The 20,121-nt window shown below is 32.4% G+C and carries 28 protein-coding genes; 7 read left to right on the forward strand and 21 right to left on the reverse strand.

Going from position 1 to position 20,121, the window contains the following annotated elements; translation table 11 throughout:
* Window positions 1–23 precede the first annotated feature (23 nt).
* The 20 genes from CBF29_RS06750 to CBF29_RS06835 all read right to left on the reverse strand — a co-directional run bounded on the left by CBF29_RS06750 (window position 24) and on the right by CBF29_RS06835 (window position 12,263).
* On the reverse strand, window positions 24–389 hold the full coding sequence (locus CBF29_RS06750) for a hypothetical protein (protein WP_126808772.1): 366 nt from the start codon (window positions 387–389) through the stop codon (window positions 24–26).
* Window positions 390–424: 35 nt separating this feature from the next.
* Entirely contained in the window at window positions 425–580 is a 156-nt protein-coding gene (locus CBF29_RS13745; protein WP_170170014.1) for a hypothetical protein, read from the reverse strand.
* Between the two features lie 12 nt (window positions 581–592).
* Window positions 593–790, reverse strand: coding sequence for a hypothetical protein (locus tag CBF29_RS06755; RefSeq protein WP_126808774.1), 198 nt, complete (start codon window positions 788–790; stop codon window positions 593–595).
* A 91-nt stretch (window positions 791–881) separates the two neighbouring features.
* Complete coding sequence (locus tag CBF29_RS06760; RefSeq protein WP_126808776.1) at window positions 882–1,193, reverse strand: hypothetical protein; 312 nt, start codon at window positions 1,191–1,193, stop codon at window positions 882–884.
* 25 nt (window positions 1,194–1,218) lie between these two features.
* On the reverse strand, window positions 1,219–1,476 hold the full coding sequence (locus CBF29_RS06765) for a hypothetical protein (RefSeq protein ID WP_126808778.1): 258 nt from the start codon (window positions 1,474–1,476) through the stop codon (window positions 1,219–1,221).
* Between the two features lie 38 nt (window positions 1,477–1,514).
* Complete coding sequence (locus tag CBF29_RS06770; protein ID WP_126808780.1) at window positions 1,515–1,892, reverse strand: hypothetical protein; 378 nt, start codon at window positions 1,890–1,892, stop codon at window positions 1,515–1,517.
* Complete coding sequence (locus CBF29_RS06775) at window positions 1,892–2,425, reverse strand: hypothetical protein (protein ID WP_126808782.1); 534 nt, start codon at window positions 2,423–2,425, stop codon at window positions 1,892–1,894. Before CBF29_RS06775 ends, CBF29_RS06770 begins: the two co-directional genes overlap by 1 nt.
* A 58-nt stretch (window positions 2,426–2,483) precedes the next feature.
* Window positions 2,484–2,858 carry a hypothetical protein gene (locus tag CBF29_RS06780; RefSeq protein ID WP_126808784.1) on the reverse strand — a complete coding sequence of 125 codons (375 nt, stop codon included), beginning with the start codon at window positions 2,856–2,858 and terminating at the stop codon, window positions 2,484–2,486.
* Between the two features lie 34 nt (window positions 2,859–2,892).
* Window positions 2,893–3,060 carry a hypothetical protein gene (locus CBF29_RS13750; RefSeq protein WP_170170015.1) on the reverse strand — a complete coding sequence of 56 codons (168 nt, stop codon included), beginning with the start codon at window positions 3,058–3,060 and terminating at the stop codon, window positions 2,893–2,895.
* Between the two features lie 25 nt (window positions 3,061–3,085).
* A complete protein-coding gene (locus CBF29_RS06785; RefSeq protein WP_126808786.1) occupies window positions 3,086–3,592 on the reverse strand; it encodes a hypothetical protein in 507 nt (168 codons plus the stop codon).
* The gene (locus CBF29_RS06790; RefSeq protein WP_126808789.1) at window positions 3,582–3,980 is read right to left on the reverse strand and encodes a hypothetical protein; all 399 of its coding nucleotides are present in this window, start codon (window positions 3,978–3,980) and stop codon (window positions 3,582–3,584) included. The genes CBF29_RS06785 and CBF29_RS06790 overlap by 11 nt, the downstream gene beginning before the upstream one ends.
* A gap of 125 nt (window positions 3,981–4,105) precedes the next feature.
* Window positions 4,106–4,414 carry a hypothetical protein gene (locus tag CBF29_RS06795; RefSeq protein ID WP_126808791.1) on the reverse strand — a complete coding sequence of 103 codons (309 nt, stop codon included), beginning with the start codon at window positions 4,412–4,414 and terminating at the stop codon, window positions 4,106–4,108.
* 56 nt (window positions 4,415–4,470) lie between these two features.
* Complete coding sequence (locus CBF29_RS06800) at window positions 4,471–5,037, reverse strand: hypothetical protein (RefSeq protein WP_126808793.1); 567 nt, start codon at window positions 5,035–5,037, stop codon at window positions 4,471–4,473.
* A gap of 38 nt (window positions 5,038–5,075) precedes the next feature.
* On the reverse strand, window positions 5,076–5,267 hold the full coding sequence (locus tag CBF29_RS06805; protein ID WP_126808795.1) for a hypothetical protein: 192 nt from the start codon (window positions 5,265–5,267) through the stop codon (window positions 5,076–5,078).
* A 74-nt stretch (window positions 5,268–5,341) separates the two neighbouring features.
* On the reverse strand, window positions 5,342–5,701 hold the full coding sequence (locus CBF29_RS06810; RefSeq protein WP_126808797.1) for a hypothetical protein: 360 nt from the start codon (window positions 5,699–5,701) through the stop codon (window positions 5,342–5,344).
* A 292-nt stretch (window positions 5,702–5,993) separates the two neighbouring features.
* Window positions 5,994–6,392, reverse strand: coding sequence for a hypothetical protein (locus CBF29_RS06815; RefSeq protein ID WP_126808799.1), 399 nt, complete (start codon window positions 6,390–6,392; stop codon window positions 5,994–5,996).
* A 2,268-nt stretch (window positions 6,393–8,660) separates the two neighbouring features.
* Window positions 8,661–9,560 carry a Rossmann-fold NAD(P)-binding domain-containing protein gene (locus tag CBF29_RS06820; RefSeq protein WP_126808801.1) on the reverse strand — a complete coding sequence of 300 codons (900 nt, stop codon included), beginning with the start codon at window positions 9,558–9,560 and terminating at the stop codon, window positions 8,661–8,663.
* Between the two features lie 557 nt (window positions 9,561–10,117).
* On the reverse strand, window positions 10,118–10,708 hold the full coding sequence (locus CBF29_RS06825) for a hypothetical protein (RefSeq protein ID WP_126808804.1): 591 nt from the start codon (window positions 10,706–10,708) through the stop codon (window positions 10,118–10,120).
* 4 nt (window positions 10,709–10,712) lie between these two features.
* Window positions 10,713–11,756, reverse strand: coding sequence for a hypothetical protein (locus tag CBF29_RS06830; RefSeq protein ID WP_126808806.1), 1,044 nt, complete (start codon window positions 11,754–11,756; stop codon window positions 10,713–10,715).
* Between the two features lie 213 nt (window positions 11,757–11,969).
* The gene (locus CBF29_RS06835) at window positions 11,970–12,263 is read right to left on the reverse strand and encodes an XRE family transcriptional regulator (RefSeq protein ID WP_126808808.1); all 294 of its coding nucleotides are present in this window, start codon (window positions 12,261–12,263) and stop codon (window positions 11,970–11,972) included.
* A 374-nt stretch (window positions 12,264–12,637) separates the two neighbouring features.
* Here CBF29_RS06835 and CBF29_RS06840 point away from each other — a divergent pair, with 374 nt between their 5' ends.
* On the forward strand, window positions 12,638–13,546 hold the full coding sequence (locus tag CBF29_RS06840; protein ID WP_126808810.1) for a ParA family protein: 909 nt from the start codon (window positions 12,638–12,640) through the stop codon (window positions 13,544–13,546).
* Between the two features lie 12 nt (window positions 13,547–13,558).
* Window positions 13,559–14,089 carry a hypothetical protein gene (locus CBF29_RS06845; RefSeq protein ID WP_126808812.1) on the forward strand — a complete coding sequence of 177 codons (531 nt, stop codon included), beginning with the start codon at window positions 13,559–13,561 and terminating at the stop codon, window positions 14,087–14,089.
* Between the two features lie 457 nt (window positions 14,090–14,546).
* Here the strand turns inward: CBF29_RS06845 and CBF29_RS06850 are convergent, their stop codons facing one another.
* The gene (locus CBF29_RS06850; protein ID WP_126808815.1) at window positions 14,547–16,499 is read right to left on the reverse strand and encodes an ATP-dependent helicase; all 1,953 of its coding nucleotides are present in this window, start codon (window positions 16,497–16,499) and stop codon (window positions 14,547–14,549) included.
* A 393-nt stretch (window positions 16,500–16,892) separates the two neighbouring features.
* On the opposite strand from CBF29_RS06850, the gene CBF29_RS06855 reads away from it, so the two are divergent.
* The 5 genes from CBF29_RS06855 (at window position 16,893) to CBF29_RS06875 (ending at window position 20,107) form a co-directional block, all read left to right on the forward strand.
* Complete coding sequence (locus CBF29_RS06855) at window positions 16,893–17,660, forward strand: hypothetical protein (protein ID WP_126808817.1); 768 nt, start codon at window positions 16,893–16,895, stop codon at window positions 17,658–17,660.
* On the forward strand, window positions 17,647–18,306 hold the full coding sequence (locus tag CBF29_RS06860) for a hypothetical protein (protein ID WP_126808819.1): 660 nt from the start codon (window positions 17,647–17,649) through the stop codon (window positions 18,304–18,306). Before CBF29_RS06855 ends, CBF29_RS06860 begins: the two co-directional genes overlap by 14 nt.
* Before the next feature lie 346 nt (window positions 18,307–18,652).
* Window positions 18,653–18,943, forward strand: a complete 291-nt coding sequence (locus CBF29_RS06865; protein ID WP_126808822.1) for an HU family DNA-binding protein — start codon at window positions 18,653–18,655, stop codon at window positions 18,941–18,943.
* Window positions 18,944–19,145: 202 nt separating this feature from the next.
* Window positions 19,146–19,835: a collagen-like protein gene (locus CBF29_RS14115; RefSeq protein ID WP_126808824.1), complete on the forward strand. Its 690-nt coding sequence runs from the start codon at window positions 19,146–19,148 to the stop codon at window positions 19,833–19,835.
* Between the two features lie 38 nt (window positions 19,836–19,873).
* Window positions 19,874–20,107 carry a hypothetical protein gene (locus tag CBF29_RS06875; RefSeq protein ID WP_126808826.1) on the forward strand — a complete coding sequence of 78 codons (234 nt, stop codon included), beginning with the start codon at window positions 19,874–19,876 and terminating at the stop codon, window positions 20,105–20,107.
* Window positions 20,108–20,121: the final 14 nt, after the last annotated feature.

The following is a 20,121-nucleotide window of genomic DNA, read 5'->3' on the forward strand; positions in this document are numbered from 1 at the left end:
TTTCTTTTTATTTCTGACAATAATTATTGCTGACCGACAATTACTTGTGGACGATTATTTAATTGGTATAACATTACTACTTGATTAATATAAGACTTCTTCTTATCTAATTTATTAGCTACCTCTAATTGAGTTAGTCCATAAGATAATAGATGTCTAATGTCATTCGCTAGGTTTGACGTTTTGTTCTTTCCGTTTTCACTCATTCTTGTTGCTAAGGCCAAGTAAGCTGATAGATTATTGTTTTCGCCTTTTACATAAGATACTTCTGTAATAATTCCATTCTGCTCTAATCTCGCGATTGTCTTAAGTCCTCCAACAAATTTTCTGTTCTCATAAGTCACGTTGCCACCATTTAATTTTGTAATATCAAACCCTAAATTTTTCATTTTTCTTCCTCCTAAAATTTCTTTTTAATGCTGCCCTACATATTTGTGTATTTAACGTTTTCTCTAGCTCTCATAGTTAGATAAAATTCAATTTCATCATCGTTGTAGCGTCCATCATAAATATCTGATAAGCCTATATTTGCTTTTCCTTTAACCTCTTCTGCAATTTCTTTCATTCTTTCCTGTGTCATCTTTATTTCCTCCTAGATTAATTTCTCTAATGATTTTTCTAATACTAAAGCTTCTACGTCGTCATATGTGTAGTCAGTTAGGAAAAATTCTAAATCTTGCTGACCATCTGTCACACCGTCTAGCCACTTCTCAACAAACTCTCTTTCAAACGCGACTACCTTCTCGACACCTTTTTCTTCATAGTATAAAATTACTGGGTTTATAATCATCTTGTTTCCTCCTAAAATTTTTTTAATTGCTCCATAGAACACTTAATTAATAAGTGCTCTAGCAACGATTAAAGATGTAAATACTTATGGTTTAATGTGTTGTTACTGATATTCCATGTAAGTCACTTGTAACGAACAGCGTATCGCAACCATAATACCCGCATACACTTTCAAAGATCCCAGCTGGCGTCTCTTCACTGAATAAGTTTGAATATAAATCTAACACCGATTCAAAACTTGCGTCGTAGTAGTATGTTTGACAATCGCTATCAACTTCATTAATTATCTCTTCGGCGTTGCCCGATGGTTTTCCAAGGCAATTCTTAATTGATTTTTTTAAATCTTCGTCTGTTATATCTTTTTCTTGGAAATACTGCTCTAGTCTCTCTTCAAATGTTTTCATTTTCATTTCCTCCGATAATTTCTTTTTATTTTTGCCCTTTATAATTCATGTGTTCGTATCGCTTGCTCAAAACCTCGTCAGTATCTTTATTCATACGCTTTTCAATCTCTTTGCCAAGCTTATTGTTTGATTCATCATCTAGTAATTGAAGCATCCAAGTTTGTCTGTTGTGAAGAGTATGATAATAATCTGCTTCTTGCTTCCTTTCTTTAAGTGCTGCGGCCATAACTACCACCGTTACTAATAAGATTCCTATCACTAACTTACTTGTATGTTTTTTCATTTTTCTTCCTCCTAAATTTTCTTTTTTATTTGATAACTTTAAATTGAAATAACTACGAATGTTTTAAAGTTGGCTGGCGTACCATCTGTCAATTGGAATATGTTTAAATAATCTTCTGCAAACTTCTCAACATCATTTAGATATTTTTCCCACTTACTCGCTACTGTTGTGTCATTATCTCCGTAGTAGTCAATGTATTCTTCTACTGTCATATCAATAGTTCTATCAAATTCTTTTCTTGCGTACCCTCTAGCAATTTTTTTTAATCCATCTTCTCCACAACACTCTTCAATAGCCTTCAATGCTGTGTCGTATATTAGTCCGTCGTACATAAATGACTCGTAAAACATCTGCTCATGATTCTTTCTAACATCTGCCAATTCTTCTTCTGATAAAAATTCTTTTACTGTTTTCATTATTTTCTTCCGCCTTTAATTTTTTCTACAATCTCGTTCACTGCCGATTTCATAAGTTGATTGTCACTAAATAATTGCGACCAATAATGATATGGACTATCTTCATCTTTCCAGGCCTTCATTACTGTGTCTGAATATCTAACACTTGTCACAAACTCACCATACTCATGTAGGTCACAATCTCCATCGATAGCTTCGTATCCTTCGTTGATAATGTCACCTTGAATGCCAACCATTTCTAATATGTATGAGATATCCTCTTGATTAAATTTATTTTCTAATGTTTCCATTTCCATTTCCTCCGCTTCATCTTCTCCGTTTATCCAAGCTACTGCTTTTTCTAATGTGTCAAATTCCTCTACGTTGCATTCTGAATAGGTTTCATTTATGACTCCTATAAAAATTTCTCCATCTTGGAAAATAAAGCTGCCTGTATTTTCGCTTGTAAATTCATAGCTTTCGTTATCCTGTCCTTTGCACCATTCATCTATAATCTTGCTTCCAGTTTCTTTTTCGATAAGTTTGTAAGTCATTTCCATTCCTCCGATAATTTCTTTTAGTTGTTAAAATCATCATTTTATACAGTTGTCATTAATCAAATTGCATATCAGTTATCCATTGGTCTATTGTGTCAATCAGTAAATTATAGTTAATAAACTCGGAATAATCATGGCTGTCAACAAACATCTTCCAGCTATCCTTTAAGTCACTTTCGCTGCCTCCGATTTCATTTTTATATTCTTTCTCATAAAAATCTTTAAAATCATCAATGTTTTTGCAATAAATATTGGCTGATTCTAATACGCTTAATGCGCTACAAATACATGTTACTTCAAACGACTCTTCAAATGTCTCTTTCTCCATTTCTCCTTTTAATGTTTTTGCATACTCTATAATTTCACTTTCAGTCATGCTAGATTCTAATTTTGAAAAATCATCTAATACCTTATATTGCTTTTCTTTCATTTTAATTCCTCCTAAAATTTCTTTTATTCGTTAACTACTCTTCGTCAAACTGACCAACAAGCCATTCATCACTGTAATATTTCAAATCTTCGTCACTTAATTTTGAGAAGTCCATATCGTCTTCTGTCTGTCCTTCGAATTGCCCATGTCCTCTCATAATTTCTAATCTTTCAATAATGTACTTTCTTTCTTCGATTCCCATTTCATTTCCTCCTAAATTTTCTTTTTTACGCTGCTTTATAAATCGCTTCGCCGTTGCTAAATTGCGCAACCTTCAATAATGGCGTTGTATACTTGCCAATTAATTTAAGTAAACGTTTGTGGTGTGGTGTGTACTGTTCCAATAATTCAGCTTGTGTATCGTAGTATCCGTCAAGTAAATTGTCGGGATCGGTCTCTACAATTACTTGCACACCTGCATAGTACCCACTTTCAAGAGTTAACTCGGCTACAAGCTTATCTGTTTTGTTATAAACTTTTGCTGAATAATTTCCTTTTTCCTTTACTACTGTATAGCCGCGTTCTGTCAACCAATAGTTTAGGCCGCAACCGTCGTTAAACATTTCTCCACAATCCATTTCTTCATACATGTTAATTTCTTCCTGGATGGCTTCTTCTGTAATATCTGCCAATTCCCAGCCGTTTTCGATTAAATTTTCTTTTGCGTCTGACTCACTTATTTGTTGTAATACGAATATACCGTTCTCATGATTCCAAAAATTGTTAGTTGCCATTATTATTTCCTCCTAAAATTTCTTTTTTTGCTAAAAATTCTTTCGCGATTATGCCTTGTTGCTTAGCCACTTCGTAGTAATCATTTTCGTATTCTGTAATATACCCACAGGCTTCCGTAAATGTATAAGCAATTTTTAGTAGAAATTCGTCATCTTCACTGCTACCTAGCTTAAATGTACCCTCATCTTTATTTAATCTTTTTAAGTACCCTAAATCTATCAACTCGTCTAGGTAATCAAATTCGTGGTCTAGCATGTACTCTCTTGTACGACTCTTTACTTCTGTCTCAACTCCAATCTCGGTTTTATTCACTTCCTTTTCCCAAATTTCAAAATGATTACCTTTACTTAAGGCACTTTCAATTATTTTCTCTTTCAATGTCAACATTTTCTAATTCCTCCTAAAATTTCTTTTTATTTGTGTTAAATCACTTACTAGATTGTACGAATGGAAGTTTTTTTATTTTTCCTGTAGGAAGGTTCATACAATCTAGCAAGTGATTTAACACTTGCTTATTCCATTTCTGGAAAATACTCTTGATATAATTTATCTGATATGTAACCACTATGAGCGAATAGAAATTTTCTTCCTTGCGTTGCCGTTTGTTCGCTATCAAGTTTTTTATTTTCTAGCATAATATCGCCATCTTTATTTTTCCCGATATACTCTGCATTTAATACGCCGTCATACTCTTTTAGTGCCGATTCACTAACTTTTACTTGATTGAAGTGAAAGCTGCACTCATTCCAAAAGTTGTGACCATTTAAAATCAATTCGCCGTCATAGTATTCTGTTGTCGCCATTAATTCATGTAATTTCATTTTTAATTCCTCCGATTTTTATTAGGTAAAATTTCTTTTTTGTCCGATGTAAATACTTATGCTTCTGTATAGAAACAAGGGAAGTCACAATCGTCTACTGCTTCACTCATTAATTCATCAAGTTTTTCGTCACTTAATTTTTTTAATTCCTCTTCCGTCCATTGTTCGTTTCCGCCATACTCTTTCCACCAATCTTCTAAAGCGTAGATATGCCAGTCTCTATCCGTAGGGAATTTTTTTCTAAAGCAATCGCCGTTACATAAATAATCGCCATCTGCATATCTAAACATTCCTTCGCCACTTGTAAAGTGATGTCCGCATTCGTCACAGTGTTGGTACACATGACCGTCTTCATCTAAAAGCTCGCGAACCCAATCTAAAATTTCTTTTAATCCCGACACAGGTTCAATATTATTTTTTCCTCCAGTCGTTTGTTCTCCTTGGTATGCCTTGCCAAAACAATCAATTAGCCAATAACTAACACCCATTGCTTTAAATTCTTTTTTCTCATGAAAATCTCTAATAAGTTCGCAAGCTTCATACATTTTTCCGTCATTACCTAAGATGTTTATTGTTCCTTCAAATTCCACCATTAATTCGATAAGTGCTCTTAATTCTTTCATTTTCTATTTCCTCCTAAAATTTCTTTTTATTCGTGATATTAGTTATTTTCTTGCAATGTTCTTATTTCAGCTAAAATTTCTTTTTGAGTGTAGGCATGAGCCGTTTGGCAGCCAGTCGCACCGAATATATAGCCATCTTTACAATAAGCCCAATAACCATCGCCATCATGTATTTCATCAATAAAATCTGCATATTTTTTAGGTACTTTAATTTTTGTCGGGTTTTTCATTTTAATTTTCTCCTTTTATTTTAGGCAAGCGTTCCTGTTTGTCACTTGCCTAAAATTTCTTTTTATTCGTGATATTAGTTATTCCAATCAAAATCCCATGTTACGATATTAGGGTATTTTTCCTTGCTATTGTTAAATAATTTTTTTGCATTCGATTCTGTTTTCCCAACTAGGTAGCCATCTTGATAATATTTAGTTTCATCAAGAGAAAATTCGGGTGATATATTATATTCATTTTTTGGTGTCACTAATATATCAAAGTCGCCATTGTCAATATCCCAATATTCTACCTTTACTTTTTCCGTTTCGATTACTTGATATGATACGTCATTTTTTTGCTTATTATTACTTGCTTCCGTTCTGCTTACAATTGCATTCACTGATAAACCTAATCCGAATGATACAATAATCCCTACAATATTTCTGATTTTCATATTAAGCCACCGATCCTTGTCTTTCTCTTCTTTCAACTTTGCGTTTTCTATAGAATGCTAGTAGTGATACGATTGATATAATAAAGACTGGCAATGATACGATAATTGTTACGAATGCTAAAAAGCACTCTTTTTTAGATTGTTTGCGTTGTCTAACGATTCGATAAGCGATATTATAGCCGTTCGCGATTCCTACGATTGTATATAGTGCGATTAAGTTTGATAACATGAATATTTTAATCATTTTGAGTTCCTCCAATTATTAAGGGAAGGAAGTCCTTCCCTAGTCCGATTATTTTACAGTTGTTTTTGTTTCTACGTTGTAATGTGATTCTATAAATTCCATCATTTCTGCTACTTGACCTGGAAATACTAGCATAGGCTTTCCGTCCAATTGTACGAATATCGATTCTTGACCTCCAAAGTCCTTATCAAATAAGAAGTTTGCCACGTTGCTAATTACTTGTGATTTTCCAGAATCTAACTCTTCAAAACTCAAGTCTAATTTTTGAGATTTATCCACCATTAATTCGTTAATTTCATCAGACAACCAACCACCTTCTTGATTAGTTAGTGTATATCCTCCAAATTCATTTGCTGCCTGTTTTAAGAATGCACCATAATTAAGCGGTTTTTGATTGTTATCCTCGTTCATTAGTGTGATTGATACTGTATTCATTAATTTAAACATTTTATTTACTTCCTTTCATTTTGACTTCCTACAGTCGATTATTTCAAGGTAAAAACCTTGTTTCTGATACTGATTAAAATCAGTATCAGTTTAAAGTTTCTACGATAATATTTGTATACTAAGTTACTATCTAAAAGTTTTAGTTCGATAGTAAGTTTTCTACGTGGTAACGGTCTTTACATGGTTAGTAAAGCAACGATATGAATTAGGAGATAAGTCCTATTTTGGCAAGTTTTATAGTTATTACTGGCAATCATTTTCACTTCGAATTAAGTTCATTCGGTCTGTTTTAAAAATGGTAGTCCACTTTCTCAAGCATGATAGCGATTGTTTTTATAACATCAACTTATAAGAGTCTCTTAAAAGTTTTCTAGCCGTTACCTATTTAATTATCAATGAACGCCGTTTGATAATCTTTCTTGATATAAGAGGCTACTTATATCAGCACCTACAATTTTTCATGGTTCGATACTTTCATAGACTAAAATTACTAAACGTATTTTTTGAATTGCCTACTTGCAATCAGTTTTAACAGATGTAAATACTTATGGTTCTTTTTCGATAAAATAAAAATGTGTTTCTGTTTTAGGTAGTTTGAATTGGAATACCTAGCAATTAGTTTGAGTAGTTAGTTGTCAAAAGTTATGGCTCACTAACTGTTTTAACTTTACCACATTGCTTTGTGGATTGTCAACTCTTTTTTAAAAGAATTTTGAAGTTGTTTTGTTAGTGATGTCTAACCTGTCTATCATGTTACACGATAGCTTTTCGATTGTCAACTACTTTTTAAAAGAATTTTTTAAAAAGATTTTTTGTTGCGTTTGTTGATGTTTAAAGATTACCATACTTGCTTATTTGTTGTCAACACTTTTTTAAAAAAGAATTTAAAAGTTTGTTGTGATGGTATTCCTTAATAGTATATAAAGTTAAACGTGTGTTTCTGTAGTGCCTTGTTTGTTGCGTTCGTTTAACTTGAAACAACTATACCATATATAATTTTCAATTGTCAACAAAAAATTAAAAGATTTTTGATTTTTTTCTAAAAAACTTTTTCCTTCTATATATAGACAAAAAAACTTTTATTTAATTTTATTGTTTGTCGCGTGGTATCAGTAAGAAAATAATATATAAAATAAAATTGTCGGGATCATAGCGAAAATAAAAAAATGATAATATATTTTTGACTGATTAAAAATTATAGTGTGATAATAAAATAATATAGTTATATATAGTTATATATAGTTATGTATGATTATCAATCTATAGTTGTATAGTGTGCCAGTGAGTCCCTAGCGTGTGCCTGGTGTGAGTGATAGCCTATTAAATGACTAGTGATATATACGTGTGTTGTGTGTGCGTGCGTGAAAGAATAGAATAATAAAAAGAAAAATGAAAAATAAAAAGTGAGATATCGAAAAGTGAAAAGTGAAAATAAAAAAATAAATTTGTGATAGTGATTAAAAATCTTTCAGTGAGATTTTTTTTGAGTGTGAGAAAATAAAAATTGAAAATAAAAATAAAAATTGGATAGATAAAAAATTAAGTGAGTGAAAATAAAAAGTAAAAATAAAAATGTTAGAAAAAATAGGCAAAAATAAAAATTAAGCTGACATGAGAAAAAAATTAGAAAATAGTGTGAGAAATTTTTGGTGGAAAAATTGAGTAGTTAAAAACACACATAAAACTTTTTAAAAAAATAATTTTAAATTTTTAAAAATAGTCGTCCAGTTTTTCCAGTAATCAAAAAAACGACTTTTTGGCTGCTGCTAAAATGACAATAAAAAAACAGTCACTTTATTAAAAAATGACCGTTTCAAAAATAATTATTAAGTTGTCTTTTTTACTCAAAAATTAATCTAAAATCTTATGAGTACAAATAACCATAGTTAGTGATACTTTCAAAAAGTAAGTGACGGGGATTTTTTACTCAAAACAAGGACTAAAATTTTTAAAAATACAGGGTAGTTACTACACGCAAACATGATTAAAATTATCTCGTTTATTCCACGTTTACTATAATTGACAACCATATTAATTTTAACCTTGATCCCAACCTCAATTTTCATCTACAATAATTTTATCATACTCTGATCAAACTTTTCTATTACTACTCTTCTATTCTCTCGTCTCAGCTAATTTAAAGCAGTTAACAAATTTAATCTATTCACCAATAAACTAACACAACAAGAACTTAACTCACTACACGGGCTAAATTTAATCCATACAAAGCAATCAATTATAGTCTCCAGCAATCAATAAAATACTAAGCTACTTAGCAAGCCAAGATCTAAAATAACTCTTTACTTCGCCAATAAATGACTCTACTAAACTCTCATGAAGTTTCTTATCTGATCCTTGATCCAACATCGGCCAAGTGTCTTCCCTAAACATCGGAATACTCTTATTCAAATCTTTGTTTCCATCATATAAAGCATCAAACATAATCTTAACAAAAGCTCCAGGATGTGTGCCATCATTCGTATCAAGTATTACATAATATCTCTGTCCATTTCTAGTTGATCTTAATTCAATCGTATATTCATTCAAAACACTTTTGATACCTTTATATTCGTCGGGATTTCCGTCATTGCTTAAATAGTCAAAATAATCGTCGGACAACCTTGTCATTCCATTATTTGTTTTAAAAGACTTAATAACTTCATCATTCTCATCAATGCATGATCCGTTATCTTCTAAATTATCAGAATACTTTCTCATACTCATTCTTTTTAGTCCTATTGACGAGGTGACAAACTTTAAAATCCACTTAAGAAGGCTCAGCAGTGTAACTATAATTATACTAGCAACTATTGCTATAGCATCATATTTAAAACCTCCTTGAGTTCTACTGATGAATACCTTTCTAAATATAGAGTACATAGATAGTACAAGTGGAACATTTGAAAGAAACAATATCGTAGTCGCGCACGCATCTACTCTTCTATACTTAATTTTTGATATGTCGTACAGGTAATTTTCAACTATCTCTCTTCTTGAACTGGAATAAACAAAAATAAAAGCTGATACTATAGTAGGAAGTATTGGAACTCCACTTCCCTTAAATATCTCATATAAAGAAAATATAGATGCCGCAGCAATCAAAACGATATACATCCAAAAAGAAAAGGATCTTATTTTATAAAACTTATTCATATCAAAATAGTGCAAGAAACTACCTCCATATATTTGAAAATAGATAATTAAAAAATATCAAATGTTTCACAGCAGCAGACCACATCATTATGCAGACTTAAACTAGCATATATATATGTAAATCGCCATTGTATGACCTAATTTATATTAAATTTCAATCATATAAAACATAGAATAACATATATCTAGCATGTGATATCGGCCGTGAAACATAGCATTTATAATTTTTATATCAAAATAATCTAAAAATGATTAAATTTTACTCTATTTACTACGATCAATTATGGTGCGTTTTGAATATTAAATAACACTAAAGTTACTCTGAAAATGACTAAGTTTATAAAAGATCTTTTATAAAGATAACTAATTTTATGCCATTTTTTTAACGACACTAAAATCTAATGAAAACTTGCGTTTTTCAACAGTTTTTACGTTATTTTGATCATATTTCACTTTAACGAGCCAAATATAGGCTGATATTGGATAAAAACGCACTGTTTTTTGCCATATATTTTATCGTAATTTTAGAGAAATATAAAATCGTAAACTTGCCATGCTTTTTAACACAATGCTTATTCTGACGGTTTATCGACACATTCAATGCCAAACTCTTTTAAAACACGAGCGACACTGGACGATCTGTTAAAATACTCAACTGTAGGAGTCAACATTCCATCATTCTCCAGGTATAATCCATCATCTTCACATTTAAGGGAATTGCCGTCCATTAAAACTGGTATGACTCTGCCATTTGACAGCATTATCTTTAAAATGATTGTTTTATTAACTTCCACAATACCTCTTGGAACCTTTTTGCTAATGATCACATTTGGCTTGTCAAATGGAGTGTAGTACAGCATCGTGTTTAGCTTATATTTTTTTATATCAGACTCTTCATCCTCAATAAAAACTGGTGACATAAACATTAGTCTACGCTTTTCCTTATACATAAACTCGCTTCCATCACTAAAAGGGTGCTGCTGTTCAAATACTGGAAAAAGCAAATAATCGTATTCATCAAACCAATATGATTCTATATCGTCAATATTTATACCTGTCTTAGAATACCTGTTTTCAAGTATATGTCCATCTGAGTAGACCTTAAATAAGTCTTCACCCAATGCTTTGTATAGTCTTTTCTCAATTTCATTCATAGTCATCATGTCCTTACTCTCCTTTTAGCCAATTAAACATAGGAACCTGCGGAAGATCCTCTTCAATTCCAAGCCTGCTATAAAATTCCTTCTCGATTGATTCGTCTACAGAAACTCTGTTGCTTTGCATCCTTTTTTCGACACCTTTTATAAAATAAACAGAGAAGTCACTTATTCCGACTCCAGTGGCACTCTTCTGCTGCATCCATATTAGCTGCTGTTCGATCACATCTATTTTAAAATTTTCTGGGTTAGAATTAAAGTATTCAAGTATAATCGATATCTCGTCCAGGCCGACATTTATCTCAAAAAGAAGTTGGGCAAGTATTTTAAATTCGTCGTTGCTTTTGATTATTTGAGACATTCTGTCAAGTAAGTCATTTGCTTTATTATTATTTATTTCATCATCATCTTTTTTACTAAGTTCTTTAGTATTAGTTAATTTCTTTGTAGTAGATCTCTTACTAGTTAATTTATTATCTGTACCTTTTGAGCTGTTCAAGTTGGACTGTCCAAAAGGTACATCCCAAGAATCATTGATATTATCATGTTTATCCGAGTTACATGCTGCTTCCTTTCCACCACCTTGTTTAACGTTATCCGAGTTTTTAATTTTATCACCTTTTAAGTTGATAAAATCGATCGGATTGATAGAGGATATATCGTCAACATTTAACATATCTTTATGATAAAAATCAAAGCCATCAGTTTTAGCCTCTTCTATGAGGTCTATAATTTCATTTTTGGTATATTTCTCAGAAGACACGAGATATTGATATATATATTTTTTACCAATTCGTTTTCTAAATTGAACTATATACCCATTGGAAACTAGCTCATTCCATATTCGCTCAATGCTTTTTCGCTTATTGTGCTTAAACCTCGTATATAACTCAGTTTTATACAACTTCCAATTTGATGGATAACTTTGTATATTAGCCAATAAACCAATTGCTTCTAGGCTTAGATTTTCATCCTGTAGCATTTCCCTACTAAGAGATTCGTAACCTTTACCTTTACTTACATTGAAAATTCTTCCTCCGCTATTTTCGGACATATCAATTTCTCCAATCATCGTTGTTATAAAGACTGGTGTAATTGACCTTGATGAATTTGTATAGTATAATATCAGTACAAGATTCATAGCTAGTCAAAGAACCGTTTATCTTTAATATAAATGGTTATAAATAATGCTTCTGTGATTCTTAAGCCAAATTATACTCATGATAAATCATGAGAGTCTACGCTGTTCCCGCAGCGTATTTTTTTGTTAAATATTCGAAGGTCTTATAATCTCAAGTAGATTACTAAGTTCCTCTGGTGTACTAGGTAGTTCCTCTTCTAGTATAGGCCTATACAATTCTGATATGATTTCTTCGATATCGTCTAATCTTTTATTACCGATATTTCTAGATCCATTAGTAAACTCTCTTAAATACTTAGGCTGAACACCTATTCTATAAGCAAGCTGAGCCTGGTTAATTAAATATGTCTCTACCAAGATCTTAAGGACGTACCTAACATATATATTCCTGTCCATCCTATCAATCCCACTTGTAGTCATCAAACACTCTCACCCCACAAACAAATCTATCTTGTAAAACCCATTATAAGCATGTATACAAAATAAATCAAGGGCTGAAATCAACCCTGTTAAACATATTTGAAACAAAAAAGATATATTACTTTTATATTATTATTAGTAATATATTACTAATAATCTATATTACTTAATGCTTATCATTACCTTTCGTATTACTTTTGTATAAAATGTTATAACATCAATAATTAAAGGGTTGATTTCAGCCCTATAATAGTCTATAATTCATCTTGTAAATAAAAAGTAATTCACAAATAATTTTTTAGTAATATATTATATTACTTTTAAATTATAAAAAGATTATTAAAAAAAATATATGTCGAGGGGAGTTTTATACAATGGCTGTAAAATTAGCAGCAGTGAATAACAAGGGTGGATCTACAAAAACTACTACAATAGTCAATTTGGCAGGCGCTCTAACTTATACAAAACCAAATGCTAAGATACTATTAGTTGAGGGTGACGCTCAAGGTAATGCATCAACGAGTTTTAGAATCGAATCAAAAAAACTGAATAAAAGCATATATGACGTATTTATGGGGAATGCTAAAGCTGAGGACTGTGTTGTAAATGCATTTCAAAACATTGATATTATACCAGCGAACAACGACATGAACTTTCTTGAATTTGATGAAATGACTAGATTCGAACAAGTCATGACAGAAAATATGTATAAACTATCTAAACAGATGGAATCAGAAAATGTAGACATTTCTAGTATGGACTTTGAAACCTTTAAAGCACTAACAAAAGAGTTCGGATCACCTACTCAGAATTACTTTAATATGCTTAGTGGAAAGCTAGACGAGTTAGATAAGAAATACGACTATATATTTTTCGACACTCCACCAGAGCTTAAAGCCGTTACGAGTTCTATACTTGCTATTTGTGACTATGTACTTATACCATTCGAACCAGAGCTGTATGCAATGGATGGTCTTGAAAATATATTATCGAGAATAAATGCAATTAAAAAGGAGTACAATCCTAAGCTTGAGGTCGCTGGATTATTAGCAACCAAGGTTAAAGGAAATACAAAACTTCACGCAGAGGTTACAAAAGGTGTAATGATGTTCTGTATGAGAAATAAAATAAATTACTATCAAACGGAAATTTCCAACTCTATACGATTTGCTGACTCTAATGCTTTTCATGGAGTTCCTGCAACTATAGCAAAACCAAAAAATGATTTTAGTTTAATGTACTATTCTCTGCTAGATGAAATGACTAATCAAGGAATTTTATAGGAGGTGTTCTAGATGGCAAGAGGAGATACTTTTAAAAAGAGAGACAACAGTTTCTTAAACGACAAGATGAATTTTGATGTTGAACCAGAGGAGTTTATACCAGTTGAAAATGAATTAGAAGATGTGGATCGCTCTAACGAGGTTGTTTTTGAACTACAAAACAAGATTGAAGATCGAAGCAGTTCTCAAGAAGATCCAGTCACTGAGAGCGATGATACACCTATAAACTGGTCTGAGCTTCCTAAGAAGAGAGACGATAAAAAAGAGGGCAAGAATGATGAAACATCCTTAGATAAGAAGCCTTCCAAAAAGGCCAACGCCCTTTCTTTTATGAGCGATACAGAGGCTATGGTAGCCAAGACTTTTAAGATAAGAGAAGATGTTGTTGAGGCTTTCGACTCGCTCTTCGAAGACAGTCGAGGAAGAAAAATCAAAGGAGTAAGAGGCATGATGTCAAAAGTGGCAACAAATGCTCTTATAAAAGAGTTGGTGGAACTTGGTGCACTTGACGAGGACTATTTAGATAAATTAGAGAGTTACTAATAGAGCTTATGCTCTATTTTTTTGCCTATATTACTATTAAGATAAGTATAGATTACATAATGTTTATTATTATAATACTATTACGTTACTATTAATATTACTAATATAATAAAATCATAATACATTAGTTTTATATTATAATACTATTACTAATATATTGATAATAGTAATAATTACATAATACAATTTATTACTTTACTTAATATAACAAAATACATTAAGTAATGTTTTTTATTAGTTTACTTATTATAATAATAAACCTTATCTAATATAATAAAATACATTAGATAAGGTTTATTTAATATAATACATTATGTTACGGAATATATTATATTAGTAATGTTAATATAATAGTAATATAATATATTACTTTCTTTACGAATGTTGGTATATATAGCTTTGTAGAGTGATGATATATAAAACAGTATGATGCATCATCACTACTATAGCTAAAATATTATAAAAAGGAAATACTTAAATTAGATTTTGAATCTCCACGAGTCACATTCTTTTGAAGATCCTTTATTTCGTCTCCAGCAATATCGACTAGGAATGGAGAAGGATCGTATTTAGATCCGCCATCAGATATAAAGTTAGGCATACTTACTGTTAATTTATCCACAGCTCTACTTGCGACAACATAAGACAATCGACGCTCTTCTTCAATATCTGGATTCATCTTATGAGGGTAATTCTCACTTGTGAATGCAGGGAAGAAAACATGCTTAAATTCTAAACCTTTAGAAGCGTGTGCTGTCATCAACCTAACTGCATGCTCGTTTGTTTTGCTATTATTTTGCTTTACAGCCATTATATGAGCAAGGAATGCATTAACACTACGGAACTTCTTGGCGATCTCAAACAGGCTATTTATTGCCTCTAATCGCATTTCAAGATCGACGGCAGTGGTAGATGTATTCTCTACATGTTTTTTATAATTTGTTCGCTTATAAACTTCGATTAAAAATGAGTCTGCTCTAACATCGTCAACAATATCTCTTAGGTCATCGAAAAGATCTACATAACTACTCAGTACAGATCCACTCTTCCCAATATCAGCTCTAATTGCAGCCTCTTCTAAATTTACCTCGTGTTTATATGCATACTCGTCTATAGATTTTTGTACTTGATTACTTATAAATCTACTAGGTGAATTGTAAACTTTTCTGAACGAACTGTCATCATTTGGATCAAGTGTGTGTTCAGCATATGCTAACAAATCTGATATTTCTCTTCTATCAAAAAATGATCGATCTGACGAAACATCGACAGGTATCTCCTGGCTAGAAAATACACTTTCATATATACCTAATTGAGCATTAGTTCTTAGCAGAATAGCAAAATCTTCATAAACATTCTCACCAGACTCGACTAAATCTATAATCTGATTGGCTATATCTTTAACTTCATAGGCTTCATCACGATACACATTAAACTCTATGTTAGATCCTTCTTCTTTTCTACCAGCTACTTGTGGCTCAAAGTTCTTATACTTTTCGATCGGACTCATGTCAATTATCTTATTCGATATTCCAACAATATTTTTAGTAGATCTAAAATTATGCTTTAATTCAATATTGTTTACATTTTCGAATGTGTCTTCAAAGTCTAATATATTAGAAATAGAAGCGTTTATGAATCCGTATATTCCCTGTCTAAAGTCACCTACGGCAAATATATTTTCGTTACTGATATGAGATAGAATACCCATGCTAACTTTATTTGTATCTTGAAACTCATCAACCATTATGTAACTATATTGATTTGCTATGTAGGTAGCTAACTTTGGATCTTCTTCTAGTTTATGATATAAATCCAAAAGCATATCATCGAACTCGATTAATCTTGCTTTCTCTTGCATATCACAATACTTTGCATATATGACACCAAGATCTTCTACGCTAACAGATGCTACATTTTCTGTTCTCATATCAATTAAAAGTTCGCCTCCAGGATCTACCATATTCATTTTCTGATATGAAATAAAAGATGCTAAATCGCCAGCCTTACACATAAGAGACATCCCCTCTGGATTAAAATTAGAAGGCTTAGCACAAAAATCGTTTAGCGTCTTCATTTTCCACCACATAGGCATTAATTGAAGCTGTCTATATTTAAGTGGATACTTTCTCTTCAAAATACTATAAGCGAAAGAGTGGAAGGTGAGTAGGTCAACTTTATCGGCTTGTTTCTTGCCAATTAGTTTAGATAGCTTCTTCTTCATATTCGTCGCAGCTTCCTTTGTAAACGTCAACCCAAGTATTTCCTCTGGTATAGCTTCTCCTTCTTTAATCATTCTTGCAATTCTAGTAGTAAAGACCGTTGTTTTGCCAGAACCGCTTCCAGCATTAATCAGCCAATTCCCTTCTCCAGCCATTACAGCTTTCTTTTGATTTTCTGTTAATCCCATTATAAATTCCTCCTGTTTATTTACCTGTGAGACAATCGTATCATCGCAAAAGCATGTTGTCAATACTTATGGCTAAAAGAAATAAATAATAATAATCATCTATCACAATTTTGATCTAAGGAAGGATAGTGTCAGTTTTTCATTTAACCTATAGTTATTACAGAGACCTGGACAATTAACGTCGTTTTTCGACGGTTATTTCCAAAGTCTGGACAATTAACGTCGTTTTTCAACGGTAAATGTCCCCGTATATTATTAAGAGTAACCATTATTAAGTTAAAGAGTATGTGGGCGGACTCCCAGCAATTTTAGTTTTTGCGATTAGTTGTCAATAGTTATGGTTGACTTTCGACATAATTTGAAATAGAATAATTTTAGAGGCGAGGTGTTTACGTGAATAAGGAGGATAAAAAGAATAAACTTGACGGTATTCAAAAATATGAAGAGGATATCAATGAACTGGATTTTATAGATACTCAATACTTTCCAATCCCAAGACATTCAATTAAGCGGAATATAAATAGCAAAGATCTTTCGATATTAATGGCTATATGCTTCCATACAAATATATTTAATGGGAAAGAGTCTTTTGTGTTTGAGGAAAGTATAGAGAGGATAATTGTATCTCTTGGAAAAGATAAGAGGTACAAATCAGATTATGTTTCCAGTTTAGAAAATCTTGTTGCAGAAGATATCATATCCATAGAAGGAGATATAAATGGTGTCTTCGACGTCAAGGTACTAATGCCAAACGGATATGCTACAGTTACGTACGGTGAATTTAAAAAGCTTGCGAAGTTCAGCGGAAGAGGTTCCTGGAATGTCCATGCGGTATTTTTTGTAATGAACTGTTCTTTGTATATATCAGATAATAAGCTTTCAAGTCATGTATTCTTTAGGAGACAGGAGTACATAGCTGGGATATTAGCAATATCTCACAAAACTTGCAGCAGGGCATTTTCAGACCTTGAAAGTGCAAAAATAATAGCAGTTTACCATGTGAGGCTGATGGATTCAGTTAAGCAGAAGGCTGTAGCTTCAAGATATATACATAGAGATAGTCTTAGAAAATGGTTAGCCAAAGAGATTCAAAAGCCGTATGCATCAGTATACGAGATTATAAACGAAACAGGGGAGAGAGAAGTTAATGATCAATATTGATAAGAAAAATTGGTTTAAAGATGTTGGTACAAGTTTAGAGGAGAGAAACAAACATGTAGAGAAGGTTATTAATGAGCTGCCTTGTCACACGGAGGTCGCTTCTATGGCATTGGTAGCAGAGAGAAGTTTTGAGAAAGATCCATACTTTGCATCGCTTGATCAATTAGGAACTTTTATTCTAAAGAGTGGCGATGTTGATTCATGTAGATCAATCGAAGATTCATTTTATGAAACAGAGAGAGATTACAGAAGTAGATACGAGATTGGTAAGAATAGCTATTCAACCGACTTTACATTACCAGAAAATGATGTAAAAGCCGATTCTAGTAAACAAGAAGGCATAAGTATTGAGGACTATTACAGAATGTTTAATATCTCTGCTATGAGCGAAAATGAGGTTAAACGAGTTATTAAATATGCGCTACCAAAGAGAAGCGATGATATTTCCATAAGCGGCAAGCTTAATGAGCTATATGAATTAATCAACGAGATAGTAGATGGGATGTCAGATGTTATTAATAAGACAATATTTGATTTATTAGTTAGCGGATCAACTGAATCAGAAATTAGCAAAGTTGTTAATATGTCACAGGCTGCAGTCAATAAGCGCATTTCAAAAATGTGTAAAATCATCATCAATTATTAAAGTTTGATTAAAAAGAGGCGAAAATGGCGTTTTTTGGTTATAAAATCAAAACCCGCCGAGTATATATAGTGAAGGGGTAAATAATTAATCTTTAAAACCAAAAAAGCATAAGTATTTACAACTTACAAAAAAAGAGAAGTTTCCCTATTTTACTTCAAGTCCGAGAATGTCCAACTCGGACTGCCCTTATCGCAGCGGATAGTAATCCATAACATACAGGTGCGAACCCTGGAGGCTAACAAATTAAATGTCAATACCTCTATTCCTATCACGGGGGACGAGATCCCAGATAGAGGTTTTTATCGAAGGTCGTTAGGCCTAACAAAAAAAAGAGAGAGTGAGAAATATGGGATTAAAAAAATTAAAGCACGAGGATTTAGTAGCTAAGCATGTTGAATTACACGGCGGTACAAAAAAAGAAGCAGAAGAGGCGATCGTAAATACGTTCTCTACAGTTGAATCTTTAATGGCAGCAGGAGTATCAGAAGGCGTACGAGTTCCAATCAAAAACTTTGGTATCTTTACAGCGAAAATGTCTAAAGAACGTACTCAAAATAACCACTTAGCTGGCGGAGTAATTACTATTCCATCTATGCCAACGATTTCGTTTAAGAAATCTAAATCATTAAAAGTTTAAATTAAAATTGAGCGGTTGGGGTTCGCCCCTTCCGATTTATCGGATCTAGTGGAGGAGGTCAGCCTCCCCACATTTTTCTTTATTCAAACAGCGTGCCAGGTAAACCCCCTGTTCATACCTCCTAAGTAATGAAAAAAATCATTAACCTGGTGCGTTGTTTAAATAAAGAAAAGAAAGATAAGAAGTAAAAGGGGTGTATTAATTGTCATTTGTAAGATTAGACAAAGTGAAAGCAACGGCGCATTACGAAAGTGTGAAAGTTGTTGGAGATTCACTGAAAGACGGACAGTTTGTAAATTTATCAACATCTATTGGAGACGAAGAAGAGGCAGTATTAGTAGAAAAGGCTGCAAAAGGTGAAACAGCACAAGCCATTCTGTGTACGGCACATCTTGACTACAACTCTTCATTTTACGATTTTAAAAATACTGCAACGGACGAAAATACTTTGGGACGTGCGCTTGTATTTGAAAATGGAGACACTATTTCTGTAAATGATGAGATTTCAAACGGTATCTCAGTAGGAGATAAGGTATCAATTGGATTAGACGGACTTGGTTTTAAAAAAATGGAATCTGGAGAGTCTGAAATTGGTATGTGTATTAGAAAAGACTTCATGACAAATGTCGGAGAGTTAACAGTTATTAGATTAATGTCAGCTTCTGGTGGAGAAGGACAACCAGGACAACCAGGAAAAGATGGAAAAGACGGTTCGCCAGGTAAAGATGGAGCTGATGGACTTCCAGGAAAAGATGGAAAACAAGGAGCTCCAGGAAAAGATGCTTCTTCTATATCATCAATCGAATTTACCGCTGGAGAAGATGGTCAAATAAGCGGTGGATCTGCTTTATTATCAGATGGCACATCCATTCCTATTACAATTAAAAAATAAAATAAACAGATAAAACATAAAATGAGGGAGAGAGAATAATGAAAAAAACACAAAAAGCAATTTTAAAAGCACAAGAGGCGGTAAGGGCTGAAAAATCAGCAATGTTAGAAACGGTGAAGAATGTAGATGGATCTATTGCAGCACACGATATTGCCTTAGAAGAAATTGAAAGTGAAATCAAAGGTTTAGAAGAGCTTAGAGCTGAGTCACTTAAAGCAAAACGCGAAGCAATCGAGTACAGAAATAAACTTGCCGAGATCATCGGAGAGTAATTGATTGGAGGTGG

The sequence above is a fragment of the Vagococcus elongatus genome, from assembly GCF_003987645.1.
Taxonomy (GTDB): domain Bacteria; phylum Bacillota; class Bacilli; order Lactobacillales; family Vagococcaceae; genus Vagococcus_A; species Vagococcus_A elongatus.

What these genes read in the sequence shown, in the direction of transcription:
- CBF29_RS06750 (WP_126808772.1), bottom strand. Translation starts at nt 389, where the DNA reads ATGAAAAATTTAGGGTTTGATATTACAAAATTAAATGGTGGCAACGTG.
- CBF29_RS13745 (WP_170170014.1), bottom strand. Translation starts at nt 580, where the DNA reads ATGACACAGGAAAGAATGAAAGAAATTGCAGAAGAGGTTAAAGGAAAA.
- CBF29_RS06755 (WP_126808774.1), bottom strand. Translation starts at nt 790, where the DNA reads ATGATTATAAACCCAGTAATTTTATACTATGAAGAAAAAGGTGTCGAG.
- CBF29_RS06760 (WP_126808776.1), bottom strand. Translation starts at nt 1,193, where the DNA reads ATGAAAACATTTGAAGAGAGACTAGAGCAGTATTTCCAAGAAAAAGAT.
- CBF29_RS06765 (WP_126808778.1), bottom strand. Translation starts at nt 1,476, where the DNA reads ATGAAAAAACATACAAGTAAGTTAGTGATAGGAATCTTATTAGTAACG.
- CBF29_RS06770 (WP_126808780.1), bottom strand. Translation starts at nt 1,892, where the DNA reads ATGAAAACAGTAAAAGAATTTTTATCAGAAGAAGAATTGGCAGATGTT.
- CBF29_RS06775 (WP_126808782.1), bottom strand. Translation starts at nt 2,425, where the DNA reads ATGACTTACAAACTTATCGAAAAAGAAACTGGAAGCAAGATTATAGAT.
- CBF29_RS06780 (WP_126808784.1), bottom strand. Translation starts at nt 2,858, where the DNA reads ATGAAAGAAAAGCAATATAAGGTATTAGATGATTTTTCAAAATTAGAA.
- CBF29_RS13750 (WP_170170015.1), bottom strand. Translation starts at nt 3,060, where the DNA reads ATGGGAATCGAAGAAAGAAAGTACATTATTGAAAGATTAGAAATTATG.
- CBF29_RS06785 (WP_126808786.1), bottom strand. Translation starts at nt 3,592, where the DNA reads ATGGCAACTAACAATTTTTGGAATCATGAGAACGGTATATTCGTATTA.
- CBF29_RS06790 (WP_126808789.1), bottom strand. Translation starts at nt 3,980, where the DNA reads ATGTTGACATTGAAAGAGAAAATAATTGAAAGTGCCTTAAGTAAAGGT.
- CBF29_RS06795 (WP_126808791.1), bottom strand. Translation starts at nt 4,414, where the DNA reads ATGAAATTACATGAATTAATGGCGACAACAGAATACTATGACGGCGAA.
- CBF29_RS06800 (WP_126808793.1), bottom strand. Translation starts at nt 5,037, where the DNA reads ATGAAAGAATTAAGAGCACTTATCGAATTAATGGTGGAATTTGAAGGA.
- CBF29_RS06805 (WP_126808795.1), bottom strand. Translation starts at nt 5,267, where the DNA reads ATGAAAAACCCGACAAAAATTAAAGTACCTAAAAAATATGCAGATTTT.
- CBF29_RS06810 (WP_126808797.1), bottom strand. Translation starts at nt 5,701, where the DNA reads ATGAAAATCAGAAATATTGTAGGGATTATTGTATCATTCGGATTAGGT.
- CBF29_RS06815 (WP_126808799.1), bottom strand. Translation starts at nt 6,392, where the DNA reads ATGTTTAAATTAATGAATACAGTATCAATCACACTAATGAACGAGGAT.
- CBF29_RS06825 (WP_126808804.1), bottom strand. Translation starts at nt 10,708, where the DNA reads ATGATGACTATGAATGAAATTGAGAAAAGACTATACAAAGCATTGGGT.
- CBF29_RS06830 (WP_126808806.1), bottom strand. Translation starts at nt 11,756, where the DNA reads ATGTCCGAAAATAGCGGAGGAAGAATTTTCAATGTAAGTAAAGGTAAA.
- CBF29_RS06835 (WP_126808808.1), bottom strand. Translation starts at nt 12,263, where the DNA reads ATGACTACAAGTGGGATTGATAGGATGGACAGGAATATATATGTTAGG.
- CBF29_RS06840 (WP_126808810.1), top strand. Translation starts at nt 12,638, where the DNA reads ATGGCTGTAAAATTAGCAGCAGTGAATAACAAGGGTGGATCTACAAAA.
- CBF29_RS06845 (WP_126808812.1), top strand. Translation starts at nt 13,559, where the DNA reads ATGGCAAGAGGAGATACTTTTAAAAAGAGAGACAACAGTTTCTTAAAC.
- CBF29_RS06850 (WP_126808815.1), bottom strand. Translation starts at nt 16,499, where the DNA reads ATGGGATTAACAGAAAATCAAAAGAAAGCTGTAATGGCTGGAGAAGGG.
- CBF29_RS06860 (WP_126808819.1), top strand. Translation starts at nt 17,647, where the DNA reads ATGATCAATATTGATAAGAAAAATTGGTTTAAAGATGTTGGTACAAGT.
- CBF29_RS06865 (WP_126808822.1), top strand. Translation starts at nt 18,653, where the DNA reads ATGGGATTAAAAAAATTAAAGCACGAGGATTTAGTAGCTAAGCATGTT.
- CBF29_RS06875 (WP_126808826.1), top strand. Translation starts at nt 19,874, where the DNA reads ATGAAAAAAACACAAAAAGCAATTTTAAAAGCACAAGAGGCGGTAAGG.